This window comes from Mesorhizobium sp. P3_B5 (genome assembly GCF_056402815.1).
This window is the reverse complement of sequence record NZ_JBFUGR010000003.1, coordinates 345732-363480: the sequence shown is the minus strand read 5'-3', so window position 1 is coordinate 363480 and position 17749 is coordinate 345732. Positions and strand designations below refer to the sequence as shown.

Below are 17749 nucleotides of genomic sequence, written 5' to 3'. Positions count from 1 at the left end.
GCAGCCGATGAGTGTTCCCAAATTGCACATCGGAGGCCTCCACAAGAGCTTCGGCTCGGGGGAACGGCGCACGGAAGTGCTGCGCGATATCAATCTCGATCTTGCCGACAACGAGTTTGTCTCGCTGGTGGGCACATCGGGTTGCGGCAAGAGCACGCTGCTTTCGATCGTCGCCGGGCTGCAGGATTTCGACGCGGGCGAGCTTGCCATCGACGGCGCGCCGATCCTGCAGCCGGGGCTCGACCGCGGCGTCGTCTTCCAGTCCTACACACTGCTTCCCTGGCTGACGGCGCAACAGAACATCGAGTTTGCCCTCAAGGCCGCCGGCCATGACCGTGCGACCTGTCGGCGGATCGCGCTCGAGCATCTCGAACTGGTCAAGCTGCCCCACAGCGCCGATCGCTATCCGTCCGAGCTTTCAGGCGGCATGAAGCAGCGCGTCGCCATCGCCCGCGCGCTCTCCTATCGACCCAAAATGCTGCTGATGGACGAGCCCTTCGGCGCGCTGGATGCCTTGACCAGGCATCAGATGCAGGAACTCCTGACCCAGATCTGGGAAGAACACAGGCTGACAGTGCTGTTCGTCACCCATGATGTCGAGGAGGCTGTCTATCTCTCCGATCGGATCGTCGTCATGGGCATTGGCCCCGGACGCATTACCCAGACCTTCAATGTCGATATGGAACGCCCACGTCGCGAAGAGGTCATGGAAACGCCGGCGTTCATGGATCTGCAGCGCGGCGTGCACAAAGCGATCCGCGAGGCGTCAAAACGTCCTGAAATGGCGTAGTCGGCGGCGGTTGAGTTTTGGCTGCGCATTCACGTCGAAAATGTCAGCCGGCGACCAGGGCTTGGGACACGCTTCTCCGTTCGAGGGAAGCAATGGCAGCGGGAGAGCGCCGCAGCCCAAACCGTCAGACCGGCAGCCCGAGCTGCTTTCGCAGGCTTTTGTCGAATGCGGACGCGGGGACGAAACGGCGCAAGAAACTGACCCGGCGCGCCATTTTGCCCGCCGCATAGCGCCTCTTGGGCGCGGAATCGGTCGCAGCCGCCAAAATGGTCTCAGCTACCACTTCGGGCGCATCGCCTGTTTCCATCGCTTTCCGCACGGCTACAGTCATGCCAGCGCGCGCTGAGTCATAAATATCAAGCAACTGATCGGGGGCGGCAAGATTGTCCTCGAATGACGTACGAGTATAGGCGGGCTCCACCAACGAAACGCGAATGCCGAACGGGCGCAATTCGTGATCGAGCGACTCGGAATAACCCTCGATGGCATGTTTGGTCGACGAGTAAAGCGCGAAATAGGGAGCGGGGATGAACCCCTGTACCGAACTCAAATTGACGATTCTGCCCGTCCCTTGGCGTCGCATTGCCGGCAACACCGCGTTGGTCACGCGCAAAACGCCGAAGACGTTCACGTCGAATAGCGCCTGGGCCTGAGCGGTCGAGGACTCCTCCGCGCCGCCAAACAGACCCATGCCGGCATTGTTGACCAGCAGGTCGATGCGTCCGGCCTTGGCCAGAACGTCATCGACCATTTTCGCAACGGACGCGTCGTCGGTCACGTCGCAGGTCAGCATGGTAACGCCGTCGGATTGTTTGGAGGCCGTACGACGGCTGGTTCCGAATACGCGAAAGCCCGCGTTCAGTAAGGTGTTGGCCGTCGCGCGCCCGATGCCGGAGGATGCCCCCGTGACGAGGGCGACGCCAGGATTGGTCTTATTCATCGAAATCATTTCTTTCTTTGCGTTGGATCGGGGGGAGAAGCATGAAAGGTCGGAGCAAAGGGCGTTAGACCTGACTGCCTCTGGCGCTCGCGTCAGGCCACGGGTGGTTCAAGCGCCTGAACAAGGCGCTGGCATTCACACCGCCAAAGCCGAAGCCATTGGAGATCGCGTACTCCATCTCCATTGGCCGGGGCTCGTTTGCGACGAAGTCGATGCCGTCGCCGGCCGGATCGGGACCGCTCAGGTTAAGGGTCGGCGGGGCGACCTGATCCCTGAGCGCCAGGATCGCGAAGATAGCACCAAGCCCGCCGGCCGCTCCGAGCAGGTGCCCGGTCGCCGACTTCGTTGCGCTGACGGCTATCGCGAAATCGCGCCCGAATACGCTCTTGATCGCTTCGATCTCACCCAGGTCGCCGACTGGCGTGGAGGTCGCATGCGCATTGAGATGACGAACCTCGCGCGGCGAAATCCCTGCTTGCGCAATGGCGATCTCCATGGCTCGGCGCGCACCGCCGCCATCCTCGGGACCGGAAGTGACGTGATGAGCATCCGCGGTCGTCCCGTAGCCGACGAGCTCGGCAAGCGGTTTTGCGCCGCGCGCCAGCGCGTGGCTCAACTCCTCGATGACCAGCACGCCGGCTCCTTCGCCCATGACGAAGCCGTCGCGCGACTTGTCGAACGGTCGGGAGGCCTCATCAGGACGGTGATTAAAAGAGGTCGAAAGAGAGCGTGCCGCGGCAAACCCACCGAGGCTGACGATATTCATGCATGCTTCCGTGCCGCCGCACACGGCAATATCGGCTTCATTGGCGCGGATAAGACGAGCCGCATCGCCGATCGCCTGGATGCCGGCAGCGCACGCCGTCACCGGTGCGCCCAATGGGCCTTTGAAGCCATGCCGGATCGAGATGTGGCCTGCCGCAAGATTCACTAGGAAGGACGGCACCGTAAAGGGCGACAGGCGGCGGACGCCACGCAGGTCGACCGTGCGCACCGCCTCGGTGATGGCGGGAAACCCGCCGATCCCTGAAGCGATGATCGTTGCTGTACGCAGGCGATCCGTTTCCAAGGCAGGCTTCCATTTCGCCTGCGCAAGCGCCTCTTCCGCCGCAGCCAGCGCAAAGACAATGAACCGGTCTACCTTGCGCTGGTCCTTCGCAGACAGGATGACATCGGGATCGAAACCGGCGTCCGGATCTTCATCTGCGGAGGGAACCACGCCGCCAATCTTCGCCGGCAGGTCTCCCACCACATCGTCCGGAAGCCTGCGGATGCCCGATCGACCGGCCAATAGGCGCGACCAGGACGCATCGACATTGGCAGCAAGCGGCGTGACCGCTCCCATGCCTGTAACAACAATCCGTCGCATCTTTTCTCCTATCACTTGGGTGCACCGACAGCGCTACCGGCACCGCTCAAGCGGCGACTGCTTCGCGAACCTGATTGGTCGCAGCATCCAGAAAAGCTTGCGCAAGGTCGGGATCGTTGACGACCCGCGAGAGGACCACCGCGCCGACCATTGTCGAGAGAATGGCCATGGCCTTGCCGCCAGCCTCCTCGCCGCTGGCCTCGCCAACCCAACTACCGAGCATCTCAAGGTATTCCTTGATCCCGGCTTCGAATGACGCCTTCACCTCGGCGCGCTGCCTGGCAGCATCCGAGCCGAGCGCAACGACCGGGCAGCCGTCCATCTTTTCTCCGCGATGGCCCATACTGAGGTAGAATCCGATCACCGCGCCCAGCGGATCCTCGGGGTTCGCCGCAGTTGCGGCCGACCATCGGTGGGTGGCGCTCTCCATCGCCCGCCTGGAAGCCTGCGCAGCCAGATCCTCCTTTGACGCGAATTGCTTGTAAAAGGCGCCTTGGGTCAGCCCGGCACCCTTCATAAGATCCTTGAGGCCGATGCCGTCAAAGCCGCGGTCCCGAAAAAGGCGGCTTGCGACGTTGATTACGGTTTCGCGGTTTTCCGCGGCCTGACTACGACTCACACGCATCGTCAGTCTCCATTTAGAGTTCGTTCGCAATCTATACCTATATAGATGACGAACGCAATCTATCAAGAGGAGATAAGAGGCGATCCGCAGGGCCTCAACCCAACGCAATTTCGCCCCCCGGCATCTATGCCAGACCTGAGTAACCAGCGGTTCTTGGGAACTTCAATCGGCATTGCTGAACAGAGGCGTTGACGCCGGCACTGTTTCCCACTTAGGATTAAATCAAATTGATTTATCTTATTCGCCCGAAGAGGCGGAATGGCAATCAACCAAGGGGAAATGAAGCATGACCGCTAAGCTGCCAGACCCGAATCTGCGTTGCCCGCAAGACCTGTCGACGGCGATTTCACGCCGGCGGCTGTTGATCGGCACGGCGCTCGTCGCCGCGACTATCGCCACGACTTTTCCCTTCGGCGTGCGATCGGCATCCGCCGAATCGGTGCTCGCCATGCACATCGAGGAGCAGACGAGCTGGGTGCAGAATTTCAACCCGTTCGATCTCGGCGGGCGCCGCCAGAGCACCATGGACTTCGTCTATGAGCCGCTGGTCATCTTCAACGACTATGACAGCGGCAAGCCGATCTATCGGCTGGCGACGGGTTACAAATTCTCCGACGACTTGAAATCGATCACCTACACGCTGCGCGACGGCGTCAAATGGTCGGATGGTCAACCGCTGACCTCGGCCGACATGAAATTCACCCTCGACCTGATGCTGAAGAACCCGGCGGTCGACACTGTCGGTGTCGGCAGCAGCGTCGCCTCGGTCGAAGCGCCGTCGCCGACCGAAGTCAAGATCACGCTGAAGGACATCGACACGCATTTTCCGGAATCGATGGCCGATTTCCCGGTAGTGCCCGAGCACATCTGGAAGGATGTCGCCGATCCGCTCGCCTTCAAGAACGAGAAGCCTGTGGGATCGGGCCCGATGACCGAGATCCGCCGCTTCACGCCGCAGGTCTACGAACAATGCCGCAATCCCAACTACTGGGATGCCGCCTCGCTGCATGTCGACTGCCTGAAGCTGCCGCAGATCGCCGGCAACGACCAGATGCTGGCGCTGTTGCCGGAGGGGTCGATGGACTGGATCGGCTCGTTCCTGCCGGAGATCGACAAGACCTATGTCGCGCTCGACAAGGAGCACAATGGCTACTGGCAGCCGCCGGCGGAAACCATCGCTTTCCAGATGAATTTCAAGACCGCCAAGCCGGCGCTGGCCGAAGCCTTCAACGACATTAATTTCCGCCACGCCTTCAGCCTGGTCATGGATCGCATGGCGATGGTCGATATTGCCGGTTTCGGCTATCCGGTGGTCAATCTGCACGCCAGCGGCCTGCCGCCGCGTTTCGACGCCTGGCGCAACAAGGCAGCCGAAGGCGACAAGGATGTCTGGATGACCTACGACGTCGACAAGGCCAACAAGGTGCTTGACGACGCCGGCTACAAGAAGGGCGCCGACGGCATGCGCACCACGCCGAAGGGCGAGCCGATCGCGTTCTCGATCATCGTTCCCAATGGCTGGACCGACTGGATCGACGCCGTTCAGATCGCCACCGAAGGACTGCGCAAGGCCGGCATCAATGCCTCGGTGGCGACGCCGGAATATGAGCAATGGCAAAAGCAGATTCTCGACGGTTCGTTCGATGCGGTCATGAACTCGCGCGCCGACGGGCCGACACCGTTCCGCGGCTACTACCAGTCGCTGTCGACGGCCTTTGCCGGCCGTATCACCAGCGCACCGTCGCGCTATTCCAATCCGGAACTGGACAAGGTCTTCGACGCCTACCGCAAGGCGACCACCGACGACGAGCGCAAAAAACTGTTCGATCAGGTGCAAGTCCTCATCGCCGACAACTTTCCGGTGGTGCCGGTGTTCAACGGACCGACCTGGTACCAGTATTCGACCAAGCGCTTCACCGGCTGGGTGACCAAGGACGAGCCGGTGATGAACCCTGAAAACCACGACAACAACCGCCTGCGGCTGATGCATTTGCTGCGCCTGAAGCCCGTGCAATAGTCTGGGGCAAGCGCCCTTTTCCCTGAGGGGAGGGGGCGTCCCAGCCCCGCCTTTTGGCGAGCAGCAGGGACAGACGCCGCGAGGTCGGACGACGGTGCTGGACGAAGCAGCCGTCGTCCCCCTTCCATCCGTCGCCTTCTTCCACAGGAAGAGAAGGCAAACCGAGCATAAGGACAGGTGAATGCGGATTCCTCTTCGACGACTCGGGGTCTATTTCGTCGCTTTCCTGTTCGCCATCGTCATGAATTTCACTGTCCCCCGGCTGATGCCGGGAAGTCCGGTCGACGGCATGATCGCGCAACTCGGGCCGCGCGCGACACCGGCGGCGATCGAAGCGATCAAGGCCCGCTTCGGCGCCGTCGAACAGCCGATGCTGGGGCAGTTCGTCGATTACATCACCGGCCTCGCCAGGTTCGATCTCGGCGTGTCGGTGAAATACTACCCGCAGACCGTCACCCAGGTTCTGGCTCGCTCCGCCGGCTGGACCGCCTTCCTGGTTACCACGGCGATCATCTTTTCCCTCTGCGTTGGAGTCTCCCTCGGCGCAGTGGCAGCCTGGCGGCGGGGCGGACGCTTCGATGCGTTCGTCTCGCCGTTTTCTGTCGTGCTGATCGCGATCCCTCCGGTCATCATCGGACTGGCGACCTTGTTCACCTTTGGCGTGACGCTGCGCTGGTTCCCGGTGGGCTATGCCTACAATCCCGACCTCGACCCGGGATTGAACTTCACCTTTTTCGGCAGCGTCTTCTGGCACGCGATCATGCCGGTGCTGACGCTGTCGCCCTATCTGATCGGCGAGTTCCAGACGACGACGCGCTCCTCGATGATATCGGTGCTTGGCGAGGACTACGTCACCATGGGCCGCGCGAAGGGGCTCGGCGAGACGATGGTGATGTTTTCCTACGCGTTGCGCAACGCCATGCTGCCGGTGCTGACCAATCTGGCGCTGATGCTTGGCGCCGTGTTCGGCGGCTCGATCGTGACCGAGATCGTCTTCAACTATCCCGGCCTCGGGCTGACGCTGTTTACCGCCAGCGTCGCACGCGACTATCCGGTCATCCAGGGCCAGTTGCTTTTGATGACGATGGCGACGCTCGGCGCCAATCTTCTGGTCGATCTCCTTTACGGGTTCGTCGATCCACGCATTCGGGAGGAGCGGGCATGAATTTTGGTTGGCGCCTTTTATGGCGGCAGAAGAAGGCCGTCGCCGGCCTGATCATCGTCGCCGCGCTCTGCCTGATGGCGTTGTTCGCGCCGATCCTTGCGCCGACCGATCCCGGTGAGCGCGTCGGGCGCTCGCATCAGCCGCCGACCGTCGAGCACTATTTCGGCACCACGAAGATGGGCCGCGACGTCTATGCGCAATTCGTCTGGGGCGCGCGCCCGTCGCTGGCCGTCGGGTTCGCCACCGGCCTGTTCATCACCGCGCTCGGCACCATCATCGGACTTGTCGCCGGCTACTTCGGCGGCCGCACCGACGCCACGCTCGATCTGATCACCAATGCGGTGCTGGTGATTCCCAACATTCCGCTGTTGATCCTGCTCGCTTCCTTCGCCGGCACGGTCGGACCTGTCGCCATCATGATGATCATCGCGCTGACTTCATGGCCGTGGGGCGCGCGCATGACGCGTTCGCAGACGCTGGCACTCCGGAACCGCGAGTTCGTGACCGCCGCGCGTATGGTCGGCGAGCCCGCCTGGCGGATTATTTTCGTCGAGATCCTGCCCAATCTGGTGCCGCTGATCGGCATCAACATCGTCGGCTCGATCATCTACGCCATCGTGGCGCAGACGACGCTCGAATATCTCGGCTTTGGCGATCCGCTCAACGTCACCTGGGGGACGATGCTCTACAATGCGCAGAATTCGTCGGCCATCATCGTCGGTGCGTGGTGGGATATCAGCGCGCCGGCCGCCGGCATCGCACTGGTCGGGCTGGGCCTGGCGCTCTTGAACTTCACCTTCGACGAAATCGCCAACCCGCAGCTGCGCTCCGGCCCGGCGCTCAGCCGCTGGCTGCGCCTCAACCGGCTGCGCAAGCGTGAACTGGAGGCGGCACGGTGAGCGAAGCGTTGCTGCAAATCCGCGACCTCAGTGTCGACTATCTGCTCGACAAGGGAGCCTTTCGCGCGGTCAAGAACGTATCCTTCGACATCGGCCGCGGCGAACTGTTCGGGCTGGCCGGTGAATCCGGCTGCGGTAAAAGCACGATCGCCTACGCCATCACAAGGCTCGCCAAGGCGCCGGCCTGGGTGGCGGGCGGCGAAATCCTGCTCGATGGCCAGGACCTGCTGAAACTAACGGAAAGCAAGCTGCAGGAGGTGCGCTGGCGGCGCATCGGTATGGTGTTCCAGAGCGCGATGAATTCGCTCAATCCGCTGATGCGGGTCGAGGCGCAGTTCCACGATGTGCTGCGCCATCATACCGGCTCGTCGCGCGAAAAATCGCGGGCGCGGGCAGAAGAGATGTTCAAGCTGGTCGGCATCCCGGCCAGCCGACTTGGCGACTATCCGCACCAGTTCTCAGGCGGCATGCGCCAGCGTATCGTCATCGCCATCTGCCTGGCGCTGAAGCCGGAGTTGATCATCATGGACGAGCCGACGACAGCGCTCGACGTCGTCGTGCAGCGCGAAATCCTCGAACAGGTCATCGACCTGCAGCGAAGCTACGGCTTCTCGGTGCTGTTCATCACCCACGATCTGCACCTGATGGCGCAGCTCTGCCACCGCATCGGGGTGATGCTGAAGGGCGAACTGGTCGAGATCGGCGATGTCAGGCAGGTCAGTCGCGCCCCGGCGCATGACTACACACGAAAACTCTGGGGCGCGATCCCGCAACTGCCAGGCCTGGCAAAGGAAGCGGCCGTATGAATGCTGTGCCGACGACCCCAATTGCCACGATCGAGGCCGAGCCGATCATCAGGCTGGATGGCATCGAGCGCAGCTTCGGTCTTGTGCAGGCCTTGCGCGGTATCTCGCTGTCGCTGCGGGGCGGCCATGCGCTGGCWTTGGTTGGCGAGTCCGGCTGCGGCAAGACCACATGCGCCCGCATCATCGCGCGCATGGACGCCCCGACCGGTGGCGACATGTTCTTCCGCGGCCGCGACGTGACGCGAGCCGGCACGGCGGCCGGCGAAAAGGCCTATCGCCGCGCCGTGCAGATGGTGTTCCAGGATCCATTCGCCTCGCTCAATCCGGTGTTTTCGGTGCAGCATCACCTAGCCCGGCCGCTGGCGCTGCATGGCCACGCCAAAAGCAAGGCCGAGCAAGTGAAAGGCGTTGCCGATCTGCTCGACTGGGTCGGGCTGGAGCCGGCGCTGACAGCGCACAAGTTTCCGCACGAGCTTTCGGGCGGTCAGCGCCAGCGCGTCAACATCGCACGCGCGCTCGCCGTTCAGCCGGAGGTGCTGGTTGCCGATGAGCCGACCTCGATGCTCGATGTCTCTATCCGCCTCGGCATCCTCGATCTCCTGGCGCGCGTCAAGCGCGAGCGGCAGCTGGCGCTGCTCTACATCACCCACGACATCGCCACCGCGGCCCATGTCGCCGAAGAGGTGATCGTGATGTTTGCGGGACAGATGGTCGAGTGGGGCGACACACGGGCCGTGATCGGCGATGCCCGCCATCCCTATACGCGGCTGCTGCTTTCGGCTGTGCCCGACCCCGATCGGCCGTTCATTGCCGGCGACAGCGCCCGTTTTCTCGGCCACGCCGAGGAGGTGCGCCGCTTGAGCCGGCCAACCTCGACCGTGGTCGATCAGGTCGGGTCGAACCATTTCGTCCGCGCGTTGGGCGCCGTTTCCTGACATTCACGCCGGAAGGTTTTCATGGACTATCTTGTCAATCTCTCGCTTCTCGCTCCCGATCCGGAACTCGACGCGCGCGTCCGCAGCGCCGCTGTCACCATTCGCCGGGCGCTGGCCCCGGAACTCGAACTGGTCACCGACTGGGTCCGGCGCAAGTTCAGCTCCGGCTGGGCGGGCGAGACGGCGGTTTCCATGATGCGCCAGCCGCCGACCTGTTTCTTGGCCACCAAGGGGGAAAAACTGGTCGGCTTTGCCTGCCATGAATCGATCGCCCGCGGTTTTTTCGGCCCGACCGGCGTCGACGAGGCGGTGCGCGGCCAGGGCATCGGGCATGCGCTGCTGCTGGCTTCGTTGCTCGACCTCAAGACCATGGGCTATGCCTACGCCATCATTGGCGATGTCGGCCCGTCGGAATTCTACGAACGCACCGTCGGCGCGACGCAAATCCCCAATTCGGAACCCGGCATCTATGCCGGCCTGCTGAAGTCGGTCGACTGATCTTTTCACGCTTACACATGAGATTGCCATGACCGAGACACTTGCCCTGCGGCTGGAGAGTTTTTGGACGCCCGCATCCGACAACCAGGCGCTGGCCTATTCGCTAAAACTCACCAACGCCTCAAGTCGGGCCTTGCAGGATTTCCGCCTCTGCATCAGCGGCCCGGCGCGGATCGACCCGGCGGCCGCCGTCGAAGGCGCCACGCTGGTCAATCGCGTGTCGAACCATGCCGAGTTTGCGCCACCCGTCGGCTTCGTGCTCGAACCCGGTGCGGCCTGGACATTGACGGCGCGCGGCCTCAGCTACCCGCTGCGCCACTGGACGGATGGCGCTACCGGCGCCTACCTGGTGCTGGCCGATGGCAGCGTCCAGCGCATCTCCGTCGAGCCGACGAAGGCCAAAGGCGACAACGCGCCGCTGAAGCGCGGCGCCGAGCCCTATCCGGTGCCGACTGTCGCGCCGGCTTCCATCTCGGTCATTCCTTGGCCGCGGAGTGTTGAGGTGTCAGGCGCCATGCTGGCGCCAGCTGGTCTTGACCCAAGGCCAGGAGGCAGGGAGGCCACAATTGCTGCGGCAGCCTTTGCCGAACTCAGCGCCAGCCTGTTCCTAGCTGAGGGACTGGTGCGTCCGGCAGCGGAAGGTGGCTTTCCCGTGATCCTGTCCCTCAAGGAGGGTCTCGGAGCGGAAGCCTATGCGATCATGTTTTCGGCTGACGCTGCGACGGTTTTAGCATCGACTCAAACAGGGTTCCTCTATGGGCTTATCACGCTTGGGCAGATCGTGCGTGGCGCGAGACAGCATCCTGGCACTTTCACTTTTCCGGCCAGCGGGGAAATCAACGATGAACCGTCGCTTGGTTGGCGCGGTTGCCACCTCGATGCGGCGCGGCAGTTCTATGCCTCCGCCGAGATCGCGAAGTTCCTCAAAATCCTCGCCTGGAGCAAGCTGAACCGTTTCCACTGGCATTTGTCCGATGACGAGGCCTGGCGGGTCGAAATCGACGCATGCCCTGCGCTCACCAGCATCGGCGCCTGGCGCGGCCACGGCCTGCCGATCCCGTCGCTGCTTGGCTCAGGCCCCGGCAAGACCGGCGGCTATTACACCAAGGCTGTGATCCGCGAGATCGTCGCGCTGGCCGGCCGGTTCGGCATCGAAGTGGTGCCGGAGATCGACGTGCCCGGCCACTGTTACGCCATGCTCGAGGCGCTGCCCGAGCTGCGCGATCCCGGCGAACACGGCCAGTATTTTTCCGTACAGGGATTTCCCAACAACTGCCTCAACCCGGCACGCGAGGAAACCTACCGCGTGCTCGAAACGATCTTCGACGAGATGATCGAGCTGTTCCCGTTCAAGGCGATCCATGTCGGCGCCGACGAGGTGCCGATCGGTGCATGGTCGGGCTCGCCGCAGGCGCTAAAACGGCTTGCCGAACTCGGCGGCGAGGCGCTGGCGCAGTCGCATGCCAAGCGGCTCGGCGTGGTCACCAACACGCATGGCGCCGACGAGATCGACGGCTCGGGCGCTGCCCTGCTGCAAGCCCAGTTCCTCAAAAGGATACAAACCTTCCTTGCCTCCCGCGGGTGCATCACCGGCGGCTGGGAAGAAGCCGCGCACGGCAACGTCATCGACAAGACGAAGTGCTACCTCAATGGTTGGCGCAACGTCGAGGTTTCGGCGGCACTGGCCGGCGAAGGCTATGACATCGTCGTCAATCCGGGACAGGTCTATTACCTCGACATGGCCAACAGCCAGGAATGGTCGGAGCCCGGCGCTGCCTGGGCCGGCTGGTCATCGCCCGAGAAGCTTTACGGCTTCGATCCGGTGGCAGGCTGGAGCGCTGCGCAGAAAAAACATTTCCTCGGCGTGCAATGCTGCATCTGGTCGGAACCGATGACCRACCGCGCCGTCTTCGACCGGCTGGTCTTTCCCCGGCTGTCGGCCCTTGCCGAGACCGGTTGGACGGTGCCGGAGCGAAAATCCTGGGAACGGTTCAGCGCGCTCGCAGGGCTGATGCCGGTGCTCTACGGGCTATCCTAGCGCCAGACTTCCGTTCAGGACATCCGCATGAGTTTGTCGTAGCGTTTGGTCAGACGGTCGCGCTTCAGGCGCGACAGCCTGTGCGTCCAGAAGATACCGTCGAGTTGATCGATCTCATGTTGGTGGCAGACAGCCAGCAGACCATCGGCATCCTCGAACCGCTCGTTGCCGTCGAGATCCTGATAGCGAACCCGTATGCGTGCGTGTCGCTCGACGTCTTCGGTGACACCGGGCATCGAAACGCTGCCTTCCGCGTGGCGGATCATTTCAGGCGAGGCCTGGATGACAGATGGATTGACATAGATTCCCGGCTTTGCGGCAGAAGGCAGCTGGATCACGACCAGGCGTTTCAAAATGCCGATATGCGGGCCGGTGATACCTATACCAGGTGCCGCGTGCATGGTGTCGATGAGATCGCCCGCCAGCTTGGACAAGTCGTTGTCGAACAGCTCCACCGGATCGGCGATGGCACGCAGAAGCGGATTGGGAAATCTTACAATCGATCGAACCGCCATAGGATCTTATCCGAACGGTTTCTGCAGCACGTCGAATTGCGGGTTGGTCTCCGAAAAAATCGGCAGCGCGGCCGCGCCCAGAACCGAGGTGTCCTTGCCGGCGGCGCCAACCAGCACCCTTGGTACCGTGCGGGTGCTGGTCGAGCTGACCGAGAGATACAAGGGGTCGAGTCGGCTCGCCAGAAGCTCGATGACGGCCAGCGGCATGAAGCCGCCGAGGACGACGGTTTCAGGATCGAGCGCCAGTTCCAGCACATTGATCGCCTGGCGCAGCGGCGCGGTGGCTTGTGCGATCCATGGTTCCATGCGGCTGTCGCCGCTTGCCAGCAAAGCCTCGAGCAGTTCCGGCGAGGCATGATCGGGATCGGGGATCTCCAGACATTCATAGGCGGCGCGCAACGAGACGTAGCGTTCAAGGCAGCCGCGCTTGCCGCAGCCACATTCGAGGCCGCCAGGACTGACGATCATATGTCCGATCTCGCCGGCGTTGTGGCGGGTGCCCTTGTAGAGATGGCCATCGAGAAACAGCCCAGCGCCGAGACCGGTGCCGATGAACAAATAGACGAAGCTGCTCAGGTTGCGGGCAACGCCGTAAAGCCGTTCGCCGATGGCGGCTGCGGTGGCGTCGTTCTCCACCGTCACCGGAATGCCGGTCAGCCGCTCGAGCTCTTCGGCGACGGGGAAATCCTGCCAGCCAGGCAGTGCCGTTGGCCCGACCGAAGTCATGCCCTCGACGTCGAACGGGCCCGGCATCGCCATGCCGATGCCAAGCAGGCGGCTGCGGTCGAAACGAAACGTCCGCATCAAATCATCGGCAATCGCAGCCAGCAATGGCATCGCCTGCGCCGGCGTCGGCCGGTCGACCGGCCGTTCGAAACGGGCCCGAACCGTGCCGGACAGATCGGTGATGACACCCACCGCCAGTTGATGGTCGAGTTGCAGGCCGATCGAATAACCGCCGTCGGGATTGATCGAATAGGGAACGGCCGGCTGACCGCGAGCGCCCTTCTGCGTCGCTTCCGGGCGCAGCAGCTCCTCTTTTTCGAGCTCCTCGACGATGTTGGAAATGGTCTGTGAACTCAGTGCTGTCAGTCGCGCGATGGCCGCACGCGACAAGGCGCCGTTGGTCCTGATCGCTTCGATCACCACGCGGCGATTGTGTGACTTGGCCTGTTCGAGATTGGTGCCGGCGATGGCTTTCTTGACTATCATGATGACCAGCTAGACGAGTCTTTGCGAATTATGATCCTAAAAATAAATCAATCATCTTGATTTAATTAATGTCAAGCGATTGATTTCAGCCGAGGGCCTGCCCGGTCCGCAAGCGCAAGATATCGGGAACAGGCGGCGCAGCGCTCACCGGACCGGCTTCCAACGCCTTTTAGACTTCTCAGGTCCGAAATGTCGGATCAATCGAATCGAGCATGCGCAAATGTGCTGCCCACTCCAACTCGAGCCCACCATCATCGAGCGACATTTGATCGTTTTGCGAGACCACTCTCTGCGCGATCGATCCCGGGATCGCTACGATATCCCGCCCCATCGACAGCGTCGCAACCTGGATCTCGCAGGCTCGGTTCAGGTAGAACATGGTGTTGAACATTTCAGCAGCAGTACGGCCGACCGTGAGAAGGCCGTGGTTGCGCAAGACAAGTGCGGGATGGTTGCCAAAGTCGGCGACGATGCGACTGCGTTCCGCATGATCCAGGGCTATGCCCTCAAAGTCGTGGTAGGCTAGGCGTTCGAAGAATTGCAGCGCGATCTGATTGAGCGGAAGCAAGCCTTCCGCAAGGCACGAAACCGCTACCCCCGCTTTCGTATGCGTATGCATAACCCAATGCGCATCGGCGCGAGCAGTGTGAACAGCACTGTGAATCGTAAACCCTGCGGGATTGACGGAGGCAGGCGTATTTTCGATTTTCTGGCCATCTGTATCGATCTTGACCAGAGACGACGCCGTAATTTCCTCCCACCGCAGGCCATAGGGATTTATGAGAAACTGACCTTGGGTGCCTGGAACCCTGGCTGTGATGTGGGTGTAGATCAGATCCGTCATCTGAAAATGGGCAGCCAGCCGATAGCAGGCGGCCAAAGCGACTCTGGTGGCTTCTTCCGATTGCGGCGCATGACTCATGGCTTGCCCCAGTCCTACAATGCGAAATTCGACGAGCCGTCATCAAGCTGATGCCCCAGCAGCCGGCTTTGGCCGCTGGGGCTTCAAAAATGGGATCGGCGGACTATACGCGCTGTTCGCGACGAGAGCCTGTTCCATCCCGATGGAATCGGGATGGGGCTCTATCTTCTTGTTTGAGCATGATCTTTTCCGGAAACCGGTTCCCACTTTTCGGGATCATGCTCTAGGAGTTCATCCAACAGCGTATCAAGGCTGAACCGCCGGACATTTCGTAGTTTGGATCGTCGACCCAGCCCTCTACATTTGGACCCGTTGCGTCAATGTAGTCGTTGAACATGGGAACGACGGCCCCACCATCGTTCCTGACAATGGACCCCATGTCGGCGTATAGTTTCTTGCGCTTTTCGGTGTCGAGCTCCGAGCGGGCCTGACTGAGCATCTTATCAAAATCGTCGCGGAAGAATCGGGTCTCATTCCAATCGGCCTTAGAATAATATCCCGTTGTGTACATGAGATCCTGCGTTGGGCGCCCACCCCAATAAGAAGCGCAAAATGGCTGTTTGTTCCACACCTCCGACCAGTAGCCGTCTCCAGGTTCGCGCTTGATATCCAGCTTGATGCCCGCCCTGGAAGCGCTCTGCTGATAAAGCTGCGCCGCATCGACCGCGCCGGGAAACGCGACTTCGGAGGTTCGCAGAAGGATTGATCCGCTGTGTCCGGATTTCTTATAGTGGAAGGCGGCTTTGTCCGGGTCATATGACCTCTGCTCGACGGGCGTGTAGAGCGGATACGTCGCGTTTATCGGGCTGTCATTGCCGACGCTGCCGTAGCCGTTCAGAATTTTCTTGACCAGTTCGTCGCGGTCAACCGCATATTTGAGCGCCAGCCTGAGGTCATTGTTGTCGAAGGGCGCGGTGTCGCAATGAGCGACGAACAGGTAGTGTCCCCTTCCCGCAACCGTGCGGATCGTCACGCCGGCTACCCGCTTGATCAGATCGACGATCTTCGGCTCGACACGATTGATCATATTGACCTGACCGCCCTGGAGTGCCGCCGTGCGCGCTGTCGTGTCGTTGATCACAATGATCTCGACCTCGCTGGCATGGCCTATATCGCCATTCCAGTATCCGGAAAACTTCTCTCCAGCATGGCGCACACCGGGCTGGTTGGTCGAAATCTTGTACGGCCCGGTTCCTATTCCTGCCGCGGGATCGTCCTTGCCGCCATTTGGTTGGATCGCCAGATGATAGTCCGACAAGATATAGGGCAGATCGGCGTCACCATCCTTCAAACCGATGACAACGCTGTCGCCATCCGCTTTGATCGTGTCGATCCCGCGCATCAAACCAAGGGCGCCGGATTTTGACTTCGCATCGGAATGTCGCTCAAGCGTCGCGACTACGTCGGCGGGGACGAGTTTCTTGCCGTCGTGAAAGGATACGTCCTTTCTGATTCTGAACGTCCAGGTCTTGGCATCTTTCGACGAGCTCACTTGATCCGCAAGTTTCATTGCGATCGAACCGTCGGGACTGACATCAACCAGAGTTTCGCCCCAAGTCCGTCCGAATGTCAGAGGCACCTGGCTCGCCCAGGTCGCGGGGTCGAGGCTGTCTGTCGATTCGCCGCCGACCATGCCCGCCTTCAACGTGCCCCCCTTGGTCGGGCCGGCGGCGCGTATAGCACCAACGAGCAGATTTTGGGCCACCGTGGCGGTGATCCCCAACGTTGCCGCGCGTCCAAGAAATTCCCTCCGGCTCAGTTTGCCCCGGACCGTGGCCCTTGCCATAGCTTCGAATTCTTCCGGCATTTGAATCTCCCCTTTTGCTTGTCCAACATTGCCTATTGCAGGTTTACCGCTTCGAAGAGCTTCTCCAGAACGAAGCGCGAGCGACGATCGTCCGGATCGTTCCTCATCTGGTTCATCGTGTAGGACAGCCCTGTCTTTCGTGACGGCCAGGCGGCATGAATGGAGCCGCCGGCTCCTGAATGCCCGAAGGCATCGTGGGCTGGACCGAAACGCATCTTTTGCGTCTGAAGCGCAAAGACCGTGGCAAAGGCCAGCGGCTCGGAGAAATAGGGATCTGTGAAGCGCGAACGCTCGATCAAACCTTGATCCAATGTCTCAGGCTTGAGAATGCGCACACCATCGATCTCGCCACCCTGGCTGAGACAGCCGTAGTAACGAGCCATGGAACGAGCCGCTGCGATACAGCCGGCTCCGCCAATCTGACCGGCGTGAAATGCCCTCGTGTTCCACGCAGCGGTATGGGTGGTGAGCAGCGGGGGATTGCTCCAGATGGATCGACCTGTTGGATTTTCCGGATCTGCGTCAACCCAGCCTATCGCGTCCTCAACTTCGATCTCTCCCACGCGCGATTCGAGATCGTGTGGCAGCCCGATCCATGCCTCCAGATTCAGAGGCCGAGCGATCTCGTCGGCAAAAAACTGCCCGAGCGTCCGGCCATCCACACGACGGATGATGGCCCCGCACAGCCATCCGATCGTCAGTCCATTGTAGCAAGCGAAGGCGTCGGGATCGTTTGCGATAGGCTGCGTTGCAAGCAGGCCTTCTATTTTCTCGTAGTCCGGCACGTCATCGATCGACAATGGAGCTACGACACCGGGAACCCCACTGCGATGGGAAACAACATGGCGAACGAGAATGCGTTCTTTCCCGGCCTGTGCAAATTCAGGCCAGTATTTTGTGACCGGTGCATCAATATCCACCAGACCGCGCTCGATCAGAATCAACATGCACCCCGCCAATAGGCCCTTGGTGCCGGAAAAGACGACTTGCAGGGTGTCCTGCTGCCATAGTCGGCCCGGCGCCGCGTTGCCGCCCCAAATATCGACAACAGTTCGACCCGAATGCACCGCGGCGAATGCGGCGCCAACGTCGCCTCGCTCGATGAAATTCCTCTCAAACTCCTCCGCAACGGCTTCGAAGCCGGGCTCGACATGGCCCTTTACGGTCCCGTTTGACGCGGTGGCAGGCATCGGATTTTCCGGCTATTAGTA

General features: G+C 61.5%; 16 protein-coding genes. 8 read left to right on the top strand and 8 right to left on the bottom strand.

The genetic code is table 11. From position 1 onward, the window contains the following. Positions 1-7: 7 nt before the first annotated feature. The gene (locus AC1DVW_RS11465) at positions 8-790 is read left to right on the top strand and encodes an ABC transporter ATP-binding protein (RefSeq protein ID WP_477323144.1); all 783 of its coding nucleotides are present in this window, start codon (positions 8-10) and stop codon (positions 788-790) included. Between the two features lie 124 nt (positions 791-914). On the opposite strand, the gene AC1DVW_RS11460 is transcribed toward AC1DVW_RS11465, so the two are convergent. The 3 genes from AC1DVW_RS11460 to AC1DVW_RS11450 form a co-directional block, all read right to left on the bottom strand. Then, complete coding sequence (locus AC1DVW_RS11460; protein WP_477323142.1) at positions 915-1730, bottom strand: oxidoreductase; 816 nt, start codon at positions 1728-1730, stop codon at positions 915-917. A 64-nt stretch (positions 1731-1794) separates the two neighbouring features. Then, positions 1795-3099, bottom strand: a complete 1305-nt coding sequence (fabF, locus tag AC1DVW_RS11455; RefSeq protein WP_477323140.1) for a beta-ketoacyl-ACP synthase II — start codon at positions 3097-3099, stop codon at positions 1795-1797. Positions 3100-3145: 46 nt separating this feature from the next. After that, positions 3146-3724: a TetR/AcrR family transcriptional regulator gene (locus AC1DVW_RS11450; RefSeq protein ID WP_477323333.1), complete on the bottom strand. Its 579-nt coding sequence runs from the start codon at positions 3722-3724 to the stop codon at positions 3146-3148. 286 nt (positions 3725-4010) lie between these two features. Here AC1DVW_RS11450 and AC1DVW_RS11445 point away from each other — a divergent pair, with 286 nt between their 5' ends. From AC1DVW_RS11445 to AC1DVW_RS11415, 7 genes are all read left to right on the top strand, one after another. Beyond that, positions 4011-5741 (top strand): ABC transporter substrate-binding protein, encoded by a 1731-nt coding sequence (locus AC1DVW_RS11445; RefSeq protein ID WP_477323138.1) that lies wholly within the window; start codon positions 4011-4013, stop codon positions 5739-5741. A gap of 181 nt (positions 5742-5922) precedes the next feature. Further along, positions 5923-6906 carry an ABC transporter permease gene (locus AC1DVW_RS11440; RefSeq protein ID WP_477245671.1) on the top strand — a complete coding sequence of 328 codons (984 nt, stop codon included), beginning with the start codon at positions 5923-5925 and terminating at the stop codon, positions 6904-6906. Then, a complete protein-coding gene (locus AC1DVW_RS11435) occupies positions 6903-7805 on the top strand; it encodes an ABC transporter permease (protein ID WP_477323136.1) in 903 nt (300 codons plus the stop codon). Before AC1DVW_RS11440 ends, AC1DVW_RS11435 begins: the two co-directional genes overlap by 4 nt. Next, on the top strand, positions 7802-8611 hold the full coding sequence (locus AC1DVW_RS11430; RefSeq protein WP_477323134.1) for an ABC transporter ATP-binding protein: 810 nt from the start codon (positions 7802-7804) through the stop codon (positions 8609-8611). Before AC1DVW_RS11435 ends, AC1DVW_RS11430 begins: the two co-directional genes overlap by 4 nt. Further along, complete coding sequence (locus tag AC1DVW_RS11425; RefSeq protein WP_477323132.1) at positions 8608-9546, top strand: ABC transporter ATP-binding protein; 939 nt, start codon at positions 8608-8610, stop codon at positions 9544-9546. The genes AC1DVW_RS11430 and AC1DVW_RS11425 overlap by 4 nt, the downstream gene beginning before the upstream one ends. A gap of 21 nt (positions 9547-9567) precedes the next feature. After that, positions 9568-10044 (top strand): GNAT family N-acetyltransferase, encoded by a 477-nt coding sequence (locus tag AC1DVW_RS11420; RefSeq protein ID WP_477323130.1) that lies wholly within the window; start codon positions 9568-9570, stop codon positions 10042-10044. Positions 10045-10072: 28 nt separating this feature from the next. Continuing rightward, positions 10073-12082 (top strand): beta-N-acetylhexosaminidase, encoded by a 2010-nt coding sequence (locus AC1DVW_RS11415; protein WP_477323128.1) that lies wholly within the window; start codon positions 10073-10075, stop codon positions 12080-12082. A 14-nt stretch (positions 12083-12096) separates the two neighbouring features. Here AC1DVW_RS11415 and AC1DVW_RS11410 read toward each other — a convergent pair whose 3' ends face one another. From AC1DVW_RS11410 to AC1DVW_RS11390, 5 genes are all read right to left on the bottom strand, one after another. Continuing rightward, a complete protein-coding gene (locus tag AC1DVW_RS11410) occupies positions 12097-12597 on the bottom strand; it encodes a peptide deformylase (protein ID WP_477323126.1) in 501 nt (166 codons plus the stop codon). 6 nt (positions 12598-12603) lie between these two features. After that, positions 12604-13809, bottom strand: coding sequence for an ROK family protein (locus AC1DVW_RS11405; RefSeq protein ID WP_477323125.1), 1206 nt, complete (start codon positions 13807-13809; stop codon positions 12604-12606). A 178-nt stretch (positions 13810-13987) separates the two neighbouring features. Further along, positions 13988-14731 (bottom strand): class II aldolase/adducin family protein, encoded by a 744-nt coding sequence (locus AC1DVW_RS11400; protein ID WP_477245657.1) that lies wholly within the window; start codon positions 14729-14731, stop codon positions 13988-13990. A gap of 223 nt (positions 14732-14954) precedes the next feature. Beyond that, entirely contained in the window at positions 14955-16538 is a 1584-nt protein-coding gene (locus AC1DVW_RS11395) for an ABC transporter substrate-binding protein (RefSeq protein WP_477323123.1), read from the bottom strand. A 32-nt stretch (positions 16539-16570) separates the two neighbouring features. After that, complete coding sequence (locus AC1DVW_RS11390) at positions 16571-17728, bottom strand: serine hydrolase domain-containing protein (RefSeq protein WP_477323121.1); 1158 nt, start codon at positions 17726-17728, stop codon at positions 16571-16573. Between the last annotated feature and the right edge of the window lie 21 nt (positions 17729-17749).

Coding starts and splice junctions, on each gene's coding strand:
- AC1DVW_RS11465 (WP_477323144.1), top strand. CDS start 8: ATGAGTGTTCCCAAATTGCACATCGGAGGCCTCCACAAGAGCTTCGGC.
- AC1DVW_RS11460 (WP_477323142.1), bottom strand. CDS start 1,730: ATGAATAAGACCAATCCTGGCGTCGCCCTCGTCACGGGGGCATCCTCC.
- fabF (WP_477323140.1), bottom strand. CDS start 3,099: ATGCGACGGATTGTTGTTACAGGCATGGGAGCGGTCACGCCGCTTGCT.
- AC1DVW_RS11450 (WP_477323333.1), bottom strand. CDS start 3,724: ATGCGTGTGAGTCGTAGTCAGGCCGCGGAAAACCGCGAAACCGTAATC.
- AC1DVW_RS11445 (WP_477323138.1), top strand. CDS start 4,011: ATGACCGCTAAGCTGCCAGACCCGAATCTGCGTTGCCCGCAAGACCTG.
- AC1DVW_RS11440 (WP_477245671.1), top strand. CDS start 5,923: ATGCGGATTCCTCTTCGACGACTCGGGGTCTATTTCGTCGCTTTCCTG.
- AC1DVW_RS11435 (WP_477323136.1), top strand. CDS start 6,903: ATGAATTTTGGTTGGCGCCTTTTATGGCGGCAGAAGAAGGCCGTCGCC.
- AC1DVW_RS11420 (WP_477323130.1), top strand. CDS start 9,568: ATGGACTATCTTGTCAATCTCTCGCTTCTCGCTCCCGATCCGGAACTC.
- AC1DVW_RS11410 (WP_477323126.1), bottom strand. CDS start 12,597: ATGGCGGTTCGATCGATTGTAAGATTTCCCAATCCGCTTCTGCGTGCC.
- AC1DVW_RS11405 (WP_477323125.1), bottom strand. CDS start 13,809: ATGATAGTCAAGAAAGCCATCGCCGGCACCAATCTCGAACAGGCCAAG.
- AC1DVW_RS11400 (WP_477245657.1), bottom strand. CDS start 14,731: ATGAGTCATGCGCCGCAATCGGAAGAAGCCACCAGAGTCGCTTTGGCC.
- AC1DVW_RS11395 (WP_477323123.1), bottom strand. CDS start 16,538: ATGCCGGAAGAATTCGAAGCTATGGCAAGGGCCACGGTCCGGGGCAAA.
- AC1DVW_RS11390 (WP_477323121.1), bottom strand. CDS start 17,728: ATGCCTGCCACCGCGTCAAACGGGACCGTAAAGGGCCATGTCGAGCCC.